The sequence below is a fragment of the Pseudomonas sp. YuFO8 genome (assembly GCF_035065025.1).
In the GTDB taxonomy this organism is placed as follows: domain Bacteria; phylum Pseudomonadota; class Gammaproteobacteria; order Pseudomonadales; family Pseudomonadaceae; genus Aquipseudomonas; species Aquipseudomonas putida_AE.
This window is the reverse complement of sequence record NZ_JAXDEQ010000033.1, coordinates 19,227-33,543: the sequence shown is the minus strand read 5'-3', so window position 1 is coordinate 33,543 and position 14,317 is coordinate 19,227. Positions and strand designations below refer to the sequence as shown.

Genomic DNA, 14,317 nt, shown 5'->3' with positions numbered 1-14,317 from the left:
GCTAGCGCCGTCGGAGACCCTTGCAATGCCTGACCAAGATCTACGTTTGCAACACCTGAAAGTTTGGCTCGATGAACAGCTGGCAATCCTTTTTGCGCAACAGGGATGGGGTGCCGTCCCCCCGGCCACGTTGACTGCGGCCAGCAGCGACGCGAGTTTTCGGCGCTATTTCCGTTGGGAAGGCGCAGGCAGAAGCCTGATCGTGATGGATGCGCCACCGCCCCAGGAAAACTGCAAGCCTTTCGTGGATATCGCTTTTCTGCTGGCGAAATCCGGAATAAATGTGCCGAAAATCTACGCCGAAGACCTTGAACGCGGATTTCTTTTGCTCAATGACCTGGGCACGAAGACGTACCTTGATTTGATCGACAGCGATAACGCCGACGATTTGTTCAAGGATGCCCTGCAAGCGCTCCTGGCGTTCCAGCAGTTGCCGATGGTTGCGCCATTGCCGAGTTACGACGTGGCGTTGTTGCGCCGCGAGCTGGAGTTGTTCCCCGAGTGGTACGTCAAGCATGAGTTGGGCATCGAGTTCGATGCGGCGCAGCAAGTGCTCTGGCAGCAGGTCAGCGATCTGTTGATCGACAGTGCATTGGCCCAGCCGAAAGTCCTGGTGCACCGCGACTACATGCCGCGCAACCTGATGCTCAGCGAACCCAATCCCGGTGTGCTGGACTTTCAGGACGCCGTCTACGGTCCTGTCACCTACGACGTGACCTGCCTGTTCAAGGATGCCTTCCTCAGTTGGCCCGAGGAGCGCGTGCGCGGCTGGCTGGAAAATTACTGGCAGCAAGCGGCTGCGCTGGATATTCCGGTGCAGCCTGACTTTGAAGACTTTTTGCGCGCCAGCGACCTGATGGGGGTGCAGCGTCACCTGAAAGTGATCGGTATCTTCGCGCGCATTTGCCACCGGGATGGCAAGCCGCGTTACCTGGCTGATGTGCCACGCTTCTTTGCTTATATAGATGCAGTGATCGCGCGGCGTCCTGAGCTGGCTGAACTGGATGTTCTGCTGGCCAGCCTGCGTGCTGGAGTGCCGGCATGAAGGCAATGATTCTGGCGGCGGGCAAGGGCGAGCGCATGCGTCCCTTGACCCTGACCACGCCCAAGCCGCTGGTCCGCGCAGGTGGCGTGCCGCTGATCGAGTACCACCTGCGAGCGTTGGCCGCTGCCGGGTTTACCGAGATTGTGATCAATCATGCCTGGCTCGGCCAGCAGATCGAAGACTATCTCGGCGATGGATCGCGCTACGGTGTCAGCATTCGCTACTCCGCCGAAGGCGAACCCTTGGAAACCGGTGGCGGAATCTTCCGCGCGTTGCCGTTGTTGGGTGGCGAGGCTTTCCTTGTCGTCAACGGGGATATCTGGACCGACTATGACTTCAGCGTGCTGCATCAACCCATCGCCGGGCTGGCGCACCTGGTGCTGGCCGACAACCCACCCCATCACCTCGCCGGCGACTTCAGCCTGACCGGTGACCAGGTCCGGGACGGTCAGCCGGACGCCGCCACCCTGACCTACAGCGGTATCGCCGTGCTGCATCCACAGCTGTTCGATGGCTGCTCGGCAGGGGCGTTCAAGCTTGCGCCATTGTTGCGCAAGGCCATGGCTGAAGGGCAAGTGACCGGCGAACGTCTGAAAGGTCTTTGGGTCGATGTCGGCACCCACGAGCGCCTGGCGGAAGCTGAATCCCTGATCGAAGCGAGCCGCTGACATGCTGTGGCCAGGGACTCTGATCGGAGCCGGAGCGGGCTTTGCCATCGCCAGTATTCCCGGGGCCATGCTTGGGGCCTTGATGGGGCAGGTGCTGGACAGGCACCTGGCCCTGCAAAGTTGGGCGCATCTGCGCGAAAAGCTCGGGGGGCGACCGGTCCTGCGCAACGACGAGTTGCTGTTTGTATTACTGGGGCGCCTGGCCAAGTGTGATGGAAGGGTAGTGGAGGGGCATATCCAGCAGGCCCGTGCGGAGATGCGAGCCCTGGAAATGTCCGAATCGGCACAGCGACGGGCGATTGCCGCGTTCAATAGGGGCAAGGCGGGCAGTGACCGGTTGCGGGGTCATCTGCTCCGGCTGAGGTCTCAGCCTTTTGCCGCAGAAGGGGTCTTGCGCGCTTGCTGGCGGATGGTTTGGGCCGATGGTCATGCCGGTACCCGCGAGCGTGAACTGCTCTTCCAGTGGGGCAGTTGGCTGGGGTGGAGCGCGCCACAGGTCAAGGGGCTGGCAACCGATTACGAGCCGCAGCATCGACCGCCGGTCAGCAGTGTCATTACAAGCTATCAGGACGCCTTGCGGTTGTTGGGGGTGTCCGCGACCAGTGAGCCCGCCCAGATCAAGCGTGCCTATCGACGCCTGCTCAGTCGCCATCACCCGGACAAGATTGCCGGCAGTGGTGCAACGGCATCGCAGGTTCGCGAGGCCACCGACAAGACGCGCGAGCTGCACAATGCCTATACGTTGATTCGTCAGCGGCGGGATTTTCGCTAGCAGCGATCCGGTCAATCAGTCCGCCGCACTTTGCGGATTCAACCAGCCCCGCACCCGGCGCACCAATTGCTCCTGTTGTGCCTTGTTATTGCCCGGCAAAGCCTTGAGCGAGACCTGGCTGAAGGCCGAAGTCTTCACGCGCTTGGTGGCCTGCAAGCGAGCCAGCGCCGCGTTGCGATCCAGCGGCTTGTCCATATAGAAGAGGTCGACGGTGGGCAGCTTTAGGGTTGGCGCGAGTTCGTCCAGTTCAGGTGTCACTTTGACCGGCGTCTGCGCGGCGACCATGGCGAAGCGCTCGACTTGCGCCGTCTGCTTCTCGCTCAGATACCGCGCGGCCCAATAGGCTCCCGTGCCATGCCCCAGCAAGACGATGCTGCGGGCGCTTTGCTGTTCGGCAAAAGCGATGGCCGCGTCGATTCGGGCGAAGATTCGCTCGGCGTCAGCCTTGCTTTGCTCGTCGGCGGTTTCGGCGACGGCCTTGTCCAACACCTCGGCTTCGCCGCCCGCCGCCTGTTCAATGGGGGCCGCGGTGGTCGAGTCTTTGCTGCCGACGTCCGGGGCCTTGGGGGCTGGAGCGGCTTCCATCACGCGTGGCGCAATGGCATCACTTTGCAAATCTGGCAGGGTGATACTCAGGCTGCTCCATTGCGCATCCGGCAATTGGCGACGCAGCGGACCGATTGCTTGCGGCCAGTCAACGGTTTCGCCTGCGCCAGGGATGATAATCACCGCGCCTTTGGGGTCAGCGGAGTTGGCCGGCTTCCACAGGGCCAGGAATGTATCGCTGCCCGCTTGCAGTTGTTGCTGTTCTTGAAGCGGAATTTTTCGCTCGAGTGCAGCGGCTTCTTCCTGACTACGCTCAGGCAATGGTTGGCGTTCGAGTGGTTTTTCTTCGGCGGGTTTTGCCTCTGCGGCAGCTGCCGCGGAAAAAGCCCATGGCAGGATCAGCGACAGGCACAATGCTGGCAGTGCCAGGCGGTAGACAGGGAGCATCGGATATTCCAGGCCAGAAGTTATCCCGGCAGCCTAATGGGTTGGTCAGTATTTGTCAGTGTGTGAGAGATCGATGATGCTTTTTCGCTGCCTGTGGGTTATCGGCTGTTTGTGGTTGCCCTTGATGGGCTGGGCGGCCGCCGCGCCACCGGCGCATGTCGCGCCGTTGTCGGCAGGCCAGCAGCAATGGCTGGCGCAGCAGGGCGATCTGCGGGTGGGGTTGGTGTTGCAAGCGCCCTACGCCCAGTACGACCGCCGCTTGCAGCGCTTGTCCGGGGTCAATGTCGAGCTGATGAAGTGGCTCGCCAAGTCGCTCAAGGTGGAACTGAGCTGGCGCAACTTTCCTGACCTGGAGCAACTGGAAGCGGCCGCCCGCGCAGGCGAAATCGACATCGCCCCGGGGTTGACCCAGACCCCGGGCGGTCTGCGCCTCTGGCAGTTTTCCGATCCGTACATGCGGGTGCCGCAACTGGTGGTCAGCGACCAGAAAAGCACCGGTGCGGTGGAACTGGAGAAACTCGACAGCCAAACCCGCGTCGCCGTACGCATGCCCAGTGCCACCGCCGATTACCTGCGCGGCAACTACCCGCATTTGAACCTGCAGGGGGTGCCGGTCGAACGCCAGGCGTTGCAGCTGTTGCTGAGCCAGCAAGCGGCCTACGCGGTGGTCGACGAGGCGCAATTGGGGCGCCTGTCCGTCGAGCCGGAGTTCGCCGGGTTGGTGGTGGTCGGGGATATCGGCTTGCCACAGCTGCTGCGGGTGGCCACGCGGCGTGACCTGCCAGAGTTGGCCGGTATTGTCGAAAGCGCGCTGCGGGCGATCCCGGCCAAGGATCTGGAGGCGCTGCACAACCAATGGCTGCAACCCAAGTATCCTCGGCTCAGCGAATCCCCGGGGTTCTGGCAAAACCTCTGCCTGCTGATGCTGGTAGTGGCGCTCAGCGCCATGGCCATCGTGTTCTGGCAACGGCGCCAGCAGCACAGCCTGGAGCAACGCCTGGCGGCGGCGCAGGCTGACATTGCCCTGCGCGCCGCCAGCGAAGAAGCCCTGCGACTCACGCAGTTTTCCATCGACCAGAGTACCGTCGGCATTCTGTGGGTGAACTGGGACAGTCACGTGCGCTACGCCAACCGCGCCGCCGAAACCATGCTGGGCTATCCGCCTGGTGGGATCATCGAGCGGCCATTGATCGAGTTCGAACCCGGCCTGCACATGGATCGCTGGTTGAACCTGTGGAAGCGCGCCAGGGCCAGCGACGACGCGCCGCAAAGTTTCGAAACCCATTGCCTGAGGGCCGATGGCAGCGTGCTGCCGGCCGATGTCTCGTTGAGCTTCCTGCGCTTTCGCGATGGCGAGTACCTGGTGGTCTACCTGACCGATGTCACCGAAAGGCGTCGCGCCTTGGCGGCGCTGCAGGAAAGTGAAGCGCGCTTGCAAGGGATCGCGGCGAATGTGCCTGGCCTGGTCTTTCGCCTGGAGCGGGCGCCGGTGACGGGCCAGATCGACTTTGCCTACATCAGTGAAGGCAGCGAGAGCCTGGTGGGTTACTCGCCGGCCACCCTGGCCCATCGTGACAAAGGCCTGCGCAGCCTGGTGCATCCGGACGACAAGGCGAGCTATCACCAGACCCAGGATCATGCGCTGGACACCGACAGCGACTGGTCCTGGCAAGGGCGAATCCTGACGCGACAGGGCGAGCAGCGTTGGGCTGAAATCAAGGCGATCACCCGGCAACTCGAGGATGGCGCCTACGTCTGGGATGGAATTGTCTGGGACATCAGCGAGAGCAAGCGCATCGAGCTGGAACTGGCCAGCTCCCGTGGGCAATTGCGGGAATTGTCCGCGCACCTGGAGAGCGTGCGCGAAGAGGAAAAGGCCCGTATTGCCCGGGAAGTCCACGACGAACTGGGCCAGATGTTGACGGTGCTCAAGCTGGAAACGTCCATGTGCGAGCTGGCTTATGCACAACTCGATCCCGGGTTGAACGAGCGGTTGAACAGCATGAAGCGTTTGATCGGCCAACTTTTCCAGCTGGTACGCGATGTAGCGACGGCTTTGCGACCGCCGATTCTGGACGCCGGGATTGCTTCGGCCATCGAGTGGCAGGCACGTCGCTTCGAGGCGCGCACGCAGATTCCGTGTCTGGTACAGGTGCCGGAAAACTTGCCGGTGCTCAGTGATGCCAAGGCCATCGGCCTGTTTCGTATCCTTCAGGAGGCCTTGACCAATGTCATGCGTCACGCCCAGGCGCATACTGTCGAACTGACTTTGGCGATTGAGGGTGACGACCTGTGCCTGACCGTCAGCGATGATGGCGTAGGATTTGTCGCCTCGAGCGGCAGGCCGACATCCTTTGGGGTGGTGGGCATGCGCGAGCGGGTGTTGATCATGGGCGGGCAGCTGTCCCTTGAGAGTGAGCCGGGTGAGGGCACGACCCTGATCGTGCGAGTACCCCTGGATGAGGAGAGGTAAGTGATCCGTGTACTGGTAGCCGAAGACCACACCATCGTGCGTGAGGGCATCAAGCAATTGATCGGCCTGGCCAAGGACTTGCTTGTAGTGGGGGAGGCGAGCAATGGCGAACAGTTGCTCGAGACCTTGCGGCACGTGCCCTGCGAAGTGGTGCTGCTGGATATCTCCATGCCGGGGATCAACGGCCTCGAGGCAATTCCGCGGATTCGTGCCTTGAACAATCCGCCGGTGATCCTGGTGTTGTCGATGCACGACGAGGCGCAGATGGCCGCGCGGGCCTTGAAGGTTGGTGCGGCGGGCTATGCCACCAAGGACAGTGATCCGGCCCTGTTGCTGACAGCCATCCGCCGGGTAGCCGCGGGAGGGCGCTACATCGACCCGGACCTGGCCGACCGGATGGTCTTCGAAGTCGGCCTGACCGACTCGCGGCCGTTGCACTCATTGCTCTCGGAACGTGAGTTTTCCGTGTTCGAACGCCTGGCCCAGGGCGCCAACGTCAACGACATCGCCCAGCAACTGGCATTGAGCAGCAAAACCATCAGCACCCACAAGGCGCGGTTGATGCAGAAACTCAACATCACCTCACTGGCGGAGCTGGTGAAATACGCGATGGAACACAAACTTCTCTAAGACACCTATCTCTGTAGGAGCCGGCTTGCCGGCGAAGGCGTCCTCGAAATCGCCTTCGCCGGCAAGCCGGCTCCTACGGTCGATTTCATACCCGTATCCATTTACGACATCTCGCCCACCCGCTTTTGCCTTTACTTGCTGCTTCCAGCTGACAGCTTGCCGCTGCATTTGCCAAAACGCGCCATCCTTGTAGGGCAATCCCTACCCCCAGTCTTCCATATGGCTGAGGCGATTCTCTCTTGCCCCCCGATTTGCGTGGTCCCCAGGGTCCACTAGGCTTAGTCCACAGCAGTCATCAACAACAAGGGTGTGGGTATGAGCCAGGTCGATTCAAGCGCAGGGGCCAATGATGTTCTGGTCAGCTTTCGTGGAGTGCAGAAGAGCTACGATGGCGAGAACCTGATCGTCAAGGACCTCAACCTGGACATTCGCAAAGGCGAATTCCTGACCTTGCTCGGGCCCTCCGGCTCCGGCAAGACCACCAGCCTGATGATGCTCGCCGGTTTCGAAACACCGACCGCGGGCGAAATCCTGCTGGCTGGTCGCGCCATCAACAACGTGCCACCGCACAAGCGTGACATCGGCATGGTGTTCCAGAACTACGCGTTGTTCCCGCACATGACGGTGGCCGAGAACCTGGCGTTCCCGCTGACCGTGCGCGGGCTGAATAAAAGCGACGTCAGCGACAAAGTCAAAAAAGTCCTGAGCATGGTGCAGCTCGATACGTTCGCCCAGCGTTACCCGGCGCAATTGTCCGGTGGTCAGCAGCAGCGCGTGGCACTGGCCCGCGCTCTGGTGTTCGAACCGCAGCTGGTGCTGATGGACGAACCCCTCGGCGCCCTCGATAAGCAACTGCGCGAACACATGCAGATGGAAATCAAGCACCTGCACCAGCGTCTGGGCGTGACCGTGGTCTACGTGACCCACGACCAGGGCGAAGCGCTGACCATGTCCGACCGGGTGGCGGTGTTCCATCAAGGCGAAATCCAGCAGATCGCTCCGCCGCGCACCCTTTATGAAGAGCCGAAAAACACCTTCGTCGCCAACTTCATCGGCGAAAACAACCGCCTCAATGGCCGCCTGCACAGCCAGACCGGCGATCGTTGCATCGTCGAGTTGAGTCGCGGTGAAAAGGTCGAAGCCCTGGCTGTCAATGTCGGCCAGACCGGCGAACCCGTCACCTTGTCCATTCGCCCGGAACGCGTGAGCCTCAATGGCTCCAGTGAGTCGTGCGTCAACCGCTTCTCGGGAAGGGTGGCGGAATTCATCTATCTGGGCGACCACGTCCGGGTTCGCCTGGAAGTCTGTGGCAAGACCGACTTCTTCGTGAAACAACCGATTGCCGAGCTGGATCCTGCGCTCGCGGTCGGCGATGTGGTACCGCTTGGCTGGCAGGTCGAACACGTTCGCGCGCTCGATCCACTTCTAGAGGCGCATTGATCGCCCCGGCTTCAACAACACCAACCCTGCACGTGGAGAGAACAATAAATGTTGAGATCCCTGAAATTCACCGCTCTGGCACTGGGCATGATGGGGGCAGCCAGCGCGATGGCGGCTGGCCCGGACCTGACCGTGGTGTCCTTTGGCGGGGCGAACAAGGCCGCGCAGGTCAAAGCCTTCTACGCACCGTGGGAAGCGGCAGGCAACGGCAAGATCGTGGCGGGCGAGTACAACGGCGAAATGGCCAAGGTAAAAGCCATGGTCGACACCAAGAGCGTGTCCTGGGACCTGGTGGAAGTGGAGTCGCCGGAACTGTCCCGCGGTTGCGACGAAGACATGTTCGAACAGCTCGACCCGGCACTGTTCGGCAAGAGCGAAGACTATGTCAAAGGCGCTATCCAGCCGTGTGGCGTGGGTTTCTTCGTGTGGTCGACCGTGTTGGCCTACAACGCCGACAAGCTGAAAACCGCACCAACCAGTTGGGTGGATTTCTGGGACACCAAGCAGTTCCCGGGCAAGCGTGGCCTGCGTAAAGGCGCGAAGTACACCCTGGAATTCGCGCTGATGGCCGACGGCGTTGCGCCGAAAGACGTCTACAAGGTATTGGCCAGCAAGGATGGTCAGGACCGCGCGTTCAAAAAGCTTGATGAACTCAAGCCAAGCATCCAGTGGTGGGAAGCCGGTGCACAACCACCGCAGTACCTCGCTTCCGGTGACGTGGTCATGAGCTCGGCCTACAACGGTCGCATCGCTGCCGTGCAGAAAGAAAGCAACCTGAAAGTGGTGTGGAACGGCGGCATCTACGACTTCGACGCATGGGCCATTCCAAAAGGCCTGGACGCCAAGCGTGCCGAAGCTGCGAAGAAATTCATCGCCTTCTCGGTGCAGCCGCAGCAGCAAAAGACCTACTCGGAAAACATCGCATACGGCCCGGCCAACACCCAGGCTGTTCCGTTGCTGGCCAAGGATGTCCTGAAGGACATGCCGACCACCCCGGAAAACATCGCCAACCAGGTGCAGATCGACGTCAGCTTCTGGGCTGACAACGGTGAGCAACTGGAACAGCGCTTCAATTCCTGGGCTGCCAAATAACGTGCGATTAAACCTGTAGGAGCTGGCTTGCCAGCGATCCGGGCGGCACGGTGTATCAGCCAGACCCCGTTATCGTTCATCGCTGGCAAGCCAGGCTCCTACAGGTGATCAGTTGTTATCAAGAACAGAGGTGGACTCACATTCAAAGAGTGCCACCTCTGTAACGATCAAAGATTTCCGGAGTACGCCATGGCTATCGCCGTTCCCGTGAACGCGGGCACTGACCCCACCTTGAAGCAGCGGCTCAAGCATGCCGAGCGGGTCAACCGCTGGAAGGCCCAGGCGTTGATCGCGCCGCTGGTGCTGTTCCTGTTGCTGGTGTTCCTGGTGCCAATCGTGGCGCTGCTCTACAAAAGCGTGGGTAACCCGGAAGTGGTCGGCGGCATGCCGCGCACCGTGGCAGCCATTGCCAGCTGGGACGGCCGCGGCCTGCCTGCGGAACCCGTGTACAAGGCGGCCAGCGAAGACCTCGCCGAAGCGCGCAAGAATCAGACCCTGGGCGATTTGTCCAAACGCTTGAACATGGAGTTGGCCGGCTACCGCAGCCTGCTGACCAAGACCGCCCGCGCCTTGCCGTTCGCCACTGAACCGGCCTCTTATAAAGAAGCGCTGGAAGGACTCGACGAGCGCTGGGGCGACCCGGCCTACTGGCAAGCCGTACGCCGCAACACCAGCAGCATCACCCCGTACTATTTGCTGGCCGCCGTCGACCACCGCATCGACGACCTCGGCGAAATCGCCCCGGCCACTCCGGACCAGGCGATCTACCTCGACATCTTCGCCCGCACCTTCTGGATGGGCCTGGTCATCACCGTGATCTGCCTGGTCCTTGCCTATCCACTGGCTTACCTGCTGGCGAACTTGCCGTCGCGCCAGAGCAACCTGCTGATGATTCTGGTGTTGCTGCCGTTCTGGACCTCGATCCTGGTGCGTGTCGCGGCGTGGATCGTGTTGCTGCAATCGGGTGGCCTGATCAACAGCGGCCTGATGGCCATGGGCATCATCGATAAGCCGATCGAGCTGGTGTTCAACCGGGTCGGTGTCTACATCTCCATGGTGCACATCCTGCTGCCGTTCATGATCCTGCCGATCTACAGCGTGATGAAAGGCATTTCGCCGACCTACATGCGCGCCGCGATTTCCCTCGGCTGCCATCCGTTCGCCAGTTTCTGGCGGGTGTACTTCCCGCAAACCTATGCCGGTGTCGGCGCCGGGTGCCTGTTGGTGTTCATCCTCGCCATCGGCTACTACATCACCCCGGCGTTGCTGGGCAGCCCGAACGATCAGATGGTCAGCTACTTCGTCGCCTTCTACACCAACACCAGCATCAATTGGGGCATGGCGACCGCACTCGGCGGGCTGCTGTTGCTCGCGACGGTCGTGCTTTATCTGATTTACAGCTGGCTGGTGGGCGCCAGTCGCCTGCGCCTGAGCTAAGGGGAGAATGAAATGCTGAGTCCTTATATGTCCCCCATTGAGCGGGTGTGGTTCTACAGCTTGCGGATACTCTGCGGCTTGATCCTGTTGTTCCTGATCCTGCCGGTGCTGGTGATCATCCCGCTGTCGTTCAACTCCGGCAGTTTCCTGGTGTACCCGCTGCAAGGCTTCTCGCTGCAGTGGTACCACGACTTTTTCGCCTCGGCGGAATGGATGCGCGCCCTGAAGAACAGCATCATCGTCGCCCCGGCGGCCACGGTGCTGGCGATGGTGTTTGGTACGCTGGCGGCCATTGGCCTGACCCGTGGCGACTTCCCCGGCAAACCGCTGGTGATGGCGCTGGTGATTTCGCCGATGGTGGTGCCAGTGGTGATCATCGGTGTGGCCAGCTATCTGTTCTTTGCGCCGTTGGGTCTGGGCAACAGCTTCTTCTCGCTGATCGTGGTGCATGCGGTATTGGGTGTGCCGTTCGTGATCATCACGGTGTCGGCGACCTTGCAGGGTTTCAACCAGAACCTGGTGCGCGCCGCTGCCAGCCTCGGTGCTTCGCCGCTGACCGCGTTCCGCCGGGTGACCCTGCCGTTGATCGCACCCGGGGTGATTTCCGGTGCGTTGTTCGCCTTCGCCACTTCGTTCGATGAGGTAGTGGTGACGCTGTTCCTCGCCGGCCCCGAGCAAGCGACCTTGCCACGGCAGATGTTCAGCGGCATCCGCGAAAACCTCAGCCCGACCATCGCCGCCGCCGCGACGCTGCTGATTGCGTTCTCGGTGATCCTGCTGCTGACCCTGGAATGGCTGCGTGGCCGCAGCGAGAAACTTCGTACCGCGCAGGTTTAACCCGGTCCCCTGTAGGAGCTGCCGAAGGCTGCGATCTTTTGACTTTGATTTTCAAGATCAAAAGATCGCAGCCTGCGGCAGCTCCTACAAAAGCACTTCGGTCATTCATGACCTGAATACCAGCCAACCCCAAATCCCCAGCTACTATTGTGCCCAGCTCCCACTCCTATAAGAGGCTGCGCACATGGGTCTTTCCTCTTTCAAAATCGCTCACAAACTGATCACTGGCGCAGAGGCCATCGAGCAACTGTCCGCCGAGCTGACGCGTCTGGATATCGATAACCCGCTGATCGTCACCGACGCCGCGCTGGTCAAATCCGGCACGGTAGAGCTGGCGCTGGCGCAGCTGGGTGGGCGCAGCTACGAAATCTTCGACCGGGTGCTGCCGGACCCGGAAATCGCCATCGTCGAAGACTGCATGCGGGTCTATCGCGACGGAGGGCATGACGGGCTGATCGGCCTCGGCGGCGGCAGTGCCATCGACATCGCCAAGAGCGTGGCGGCCTACGCCGGTTACCACGGCGCGCTCGAAGATCTGTTCGGTGTCGACCAGGTGCCGCGCAAGGGCCCGCCACTGATTGCCATCCCGACCACGGCCGGCACGGGTTCCGAGGTCACCAACGTGGCGATCCTTTCCGACAAGGTCGCGCAGTTGAAGAAAGGCATCGTCAGCGACTATCTGTTGCCGGACGTGGCATTGGTCAGCCCGCAGATGACCCTGACCTGTCCGCGCAGTGTCACGGCGGCCAGTGGTGTCGATGCGCTGGTGCATGCCATCGAATCCTATCTGTCGGTCAATGCCTCGCCGATTACCGACGCCCTGGCCATCGGTGCAATCAAACTGATCGCCAAGGCATTGCCCAAGGCCTACGCCAACCCGTCCAACCTGCAGGCCCGCGAAGACATGGCCACCGCCAGCCTGATGGCGGGCATGGCATTTGGTAATGCCGGTGTCGGCGCGGTGCATGCTCTGGCGTATCCGCTGGGTGGGCGCTTCAACATTGCCCATGGCGTCAGCAATGCCTTGCTGCTGCCCCATGTCATGACCTGGAACAAGATGGCCTGCGTTGAACGCATGCAGGATATCGCCGAAGCCATGGGCGTAAAGACTGCTCATCTGAGCGCCAATGAAGCGGCCGACAAAGCCGTTGAGGCCATGACCGAGCTGTGCGCGGCCGTGGAAATCCCCCAAGGACTGCGCAGTTTCGGGGTTCCCGAGGATGCCATTGCGGCGATGGCCGTGGAGGCGGCGGGGATCGAGCGCCTGATGCGCAACAATCCGCGCCGGTTGAGTGCTGTCGATATCGAGAAAATCTACCGGGCGGCCTACTGATCATCGCGCTTTCGGTGCGCCGGCCAAAGCATGAGGTATACAATGCGCGCCATCGTGATTCTGCTCAGAAAAGGTGCGTCATGCAGCCCTTCGTAATTGCTCCGTCGATTCTTTCCGCCGACTTCGCCCGCCTGGGTGAAGAAGTGGACAACGTCCTGGCCGCCGGTGCCGACTTCGTGCACTTCGATGTCATGGACAACCACTACGTGCCGAACCTGACCATTGGCCCGATGGTCTGCTCGGCGCTGCGCAAGTACGGCGTGACCGCGCCGATCGACGCGCACCTGATGGTCAGCCCGGTGGACCGCATCGTCGGTGACTTCATCGAAGCGGGCGCGACCTACATCACCTTCCACCCGGAAGCCACCCAGCACATCGACCGCTCCTTGCAACTGATCCGCGAAGGCGGCTGCAAGTCGGGCCTGGTGTTCAACCCGGCGACGCCGCTGGACGTCCTCAAGTACGTGATGGACAAGGTCGACATGATCCTGCTGATGAGCGTCAACCCGGGTTTCGGCGGGCAGAAGTTCATCCCTGGCACCCTCGATAAGCTGCGTGAGGCGCGGGCGCTTATCGACGCTTCGGGTCGTGATATTCGCCTGGAAATCGACGGTGGCGTCAACGTCAACAACATTCGTGAAATCGCGGCGGCCGGCGCTGACACCTTCGTGGCCGGTTCGGCGATCTTCAATGCACCGAACTATCAGGAAGTGATTGAAAAAATGCGTTCCGAACTGGCGCTGGCTCGCCCATGAGTGGCTTTGAGCAGCTGTTCCCGGGATGCCTGCCCAGGCTGGTGATGTTCGATCTGGATGGCACGTTGGTCGACTCGGTCCCGGACCTGGCGGTGGCTGTGGACAAGATGCTGCTCAAACTCGGTCGCGCACCGGCCGGTCTCGATGCGGTGCGTGAATGGGTGGGTAATGGCGCGCCGGTGCTGGTGCGCCGTGCGTTGGCCGGCGGTATCGACCATTCGATGGTCGATGACGCCGAGGCCGACAGTGCGCTGGAGATTTTCATGCAGGCCTATGCCGACAGCCATGGCTTGACCGTGGTCTACCCCGGTGTGCGCGATACCCTGAAATGGCTGCAAAAGCAGGGCGTCGAGATGGCGCTGATCACCAACAAGCCGGAGCGCTTCGTCGCGCCGCTGCTGGATCAGATGAAGATCGGCCGATATTTCAAATGGATCATCGGCGGCGACACCCTGCCACAGAAAAAGCCCGACCCGGCCGCGCTGTTTTTCGTGATGAAAATGGCCAACATCCCGGCCTCGCAATCCTTGTTCGTCGGCGATTCGCGCAGCGATGTGCTGGCGGCGAAAGCGGCGGGGGTCAAGTGCGTGGCCTTGAGCTATGGCTATAACCACGGGCGTCCGATCGCCGAAGAATCGCCTGCGCTGGTGATCGACGATCTGCGCAAGCTAATTCGCGGTTGCCTGGACCCGGCCGCTGAGATAACGTTGGCCGACGCTGTTCAACCCCCTTCTGGAAACGCCATCGTGGTGGTCACTCGCAAACTCTGGATGAAAGTCATCAAGGCCCTGGCCCGCTGGCGTTGGCGCGCCTGACTTGATCCTGGCCGGTCATCCGGCGCG

The 14,317-nt window shown here is 61.5% G+C and carries 13 protein-coding genes; 12 read left to right on the top strand and 1 reads right to left on the bottom strand.

The window, feature by feature from the left end:
• Nucleotides 1-25: 25 nt before the first annotated feature.
• From SOP95_RS23800 to SOP95_RS23790, 3 genes are read left to right on the top strand one after another with little or no spacing between them, the layout of a single operon-like run.
• Nucleotides 26-1,045 carry an aminoglycoside phosphotransferase family protein gene (locus tag SOP95_RS23800; protein ID WP_323608533.1) on the top strand — a complete coding sequence of 340 codons (1,020 nt, stop codon included), beginning with the start codon at nucleotides 26-28 and terminating at the stop codon, nucleotides 1,043-1,045.
• Nucleotides 1,042-1,713, top strand: coding sequence for an N-acetylmuramate alpha-1-phosphate uridylyltransferase MurU (gene murU, locus SOP95_RS23795; protein ID WP_323608532.1), 672 nt, complete (start codon nucleotides 1,042-1,044; stop codon nucleotides 1,711-1,713). The genes SOP95_RS23800 and murU overlap by 4 nt, the downstream gene beginning before the upstream one ends.
• Before the next feature lies 1 nt (nucleotide 1,714).
• Nucleotides 1,715-2,485: a DnaJ domain-containing protein gene (locus SOP95_RS23790; protein WP_274077717.1), complete on the top strand. Its 771-nt coding sequence runs from the start codon at nucleotides 1,715-1,717 to the stop codon at nucleotides 2,483-2,485.
• Nucleotides 2,486-2,500: 15 nt separating this feature from the next.
• Here the strand turns inward: SOP95_RS23790 and SOP95_RS23785 are convergent, their stop codons facing one another.
• Complete coding sequence (locus tag SOP95_RS23785; RefSeq protein WP_323608531.1) at nucleotides 2,501-3,478, bottom strand: alpha/beta hydrolase family protein; 978 nt, start codon at nucleotides 3,476-3,478, stop codon at nucleotides 2,501-2,503.
• A gap of 73 nt (nucleotides 3,479-3,551) precedes the next feature.
• On the opposite strand from SOP95_RS23785, the gene SOP95_RS23780 reads away from it, so the two are divergent.
• The 9 genes from SOP95_RS23780 to SOP95_RS23740 all read left to right on the top strand — a co-directional run bounded on the left by SOP95_RS23780 (nucleotide 3,552) and on the right by SOP95_RS23740 (nucleotide 14,290).
• Nucleotides 3,552-5,951 carry a PAS domain-containing sensor histidine kinase gene (locus SOP95_RS23780; RefSeq protein ID WP_323608530.1) on the top strand — a complete coding sequence of 800 codons (2,400 nt, stop codon included), beginning with the start codon at nucleotides 3,552-3,554 and terminating at the stop codon, nucleotides 5,949-5,951.
• Complete coding sequence (locus SOP95_RS23775; protein ID WP_274077714.1) at nucleotides 5,952-6,581, top strand: response regulator; 630 nt, start codon at nucleotides 5,952-5,954, stop codon at nucleotides 6,579-6,581.
• A 315-nt stretch (nucleotides 6,582-6,896) separates the two neighbouring features.
• Nucleotides 6,897-8,021 carry an ABC transporter ATP-binding protein gene (locus tag SOP95_RS23770; RefSeq protein ID WP_274077983.1) on the top strand — a complete coding sequence of 375 codons (1,125 nt, stop codon included), beginning with the start codon at nucleotides 6,897-6,899 and terminating at the stop codon, nucleotides 8,019-8,021.
• Nucleotides 8,022-8,069: 48 nt separating this feature from the next.
• On the top strand, nucleotides 8,070-9,113 hold the full coding sequence (locus tag SOP95_RS23765; protein WP_046818176.1) for a polyamine ABC transporter substrate-binding protein: 1,044 nt from the start codon (nucleotides 8,070-8,072) through the stop codon (nucleotides 9,111-9,113).
• Nucleotides 9,114-9,302: 189 nt separating this feature from the next.
• Nucleotides 9,303-10,550 (top strand): ABC transporter permease, encoded by a 1,248-nt coding sequence (locus SOP95_RS23760; protein WP_274077985.1) that lies wholly within the window; start codon nucleotides 9,303-9,305, stop codon nucleotides 10,548-10,550.
• Between the two features lie 12 nt (nucleotides 10,551-10,562).
• Nucleotides 10,563-11,387 carry an ABC transporter permease gene (locus tag SOP95_RS23755; RefSeq protein ID WP_008061581.1) on the top strand — a complete coding sequence of 275 codons (825 nt, stop codon included), beginning with the start codon at nucleotides 10,563-10,565 and terminating at the stop codon, nucleotides 11,385-11,387.
• 184 nt (nucleotides 11,388-11,571) lie between these two features.
• The gene (locus tag SOP95_RS23750) at nucleotides 11,572-12,720 is read left to right on the top strand and encodes an iron-containing alcohol dehydrogenase (RefSeq protein ID WP_274077986.1); all 1,149 of its coding nucleotides are present in this window, start codon (nucleotides 11,572-11,574) and stop codon (nucleotides 12,718-12,720) included.
• An 80-nt stretch (nucleotides 12,721-12,800) separates the two neighbouring features.
• The gene (rpe, locus tag SOP95_RS23745) at nucleotides 12,801-13,475 is read left to right on the top strand and encodes a ribulose-phosphate 3-epimerase (protein WP_033044299.1); all 675 of its coding nucleotides are present in this window, start codon (nucleotides 12,801-12,803) and stop codon (nucleotides 13,473-13,475) included.
• Nucleotides 13,472-14,290: a phosphoglycolate phosphatase gene (locus tag SOP95_RS23740; protein ID WP_274077987.1), complete on the top strand. Its 819-nt coding sequence runs from the start codon at nucleotides 13,472-13,474 to the stop codon at nucleotides 14,288-14,290. The genes rpe and SOP95_RS23740 overlap by 4 nt, the downstream gene beginning before the upstream one ends.
• The last annotated feature ends 27 nt before the right edge of the window (nucleotides 14,291-14,317 follow it).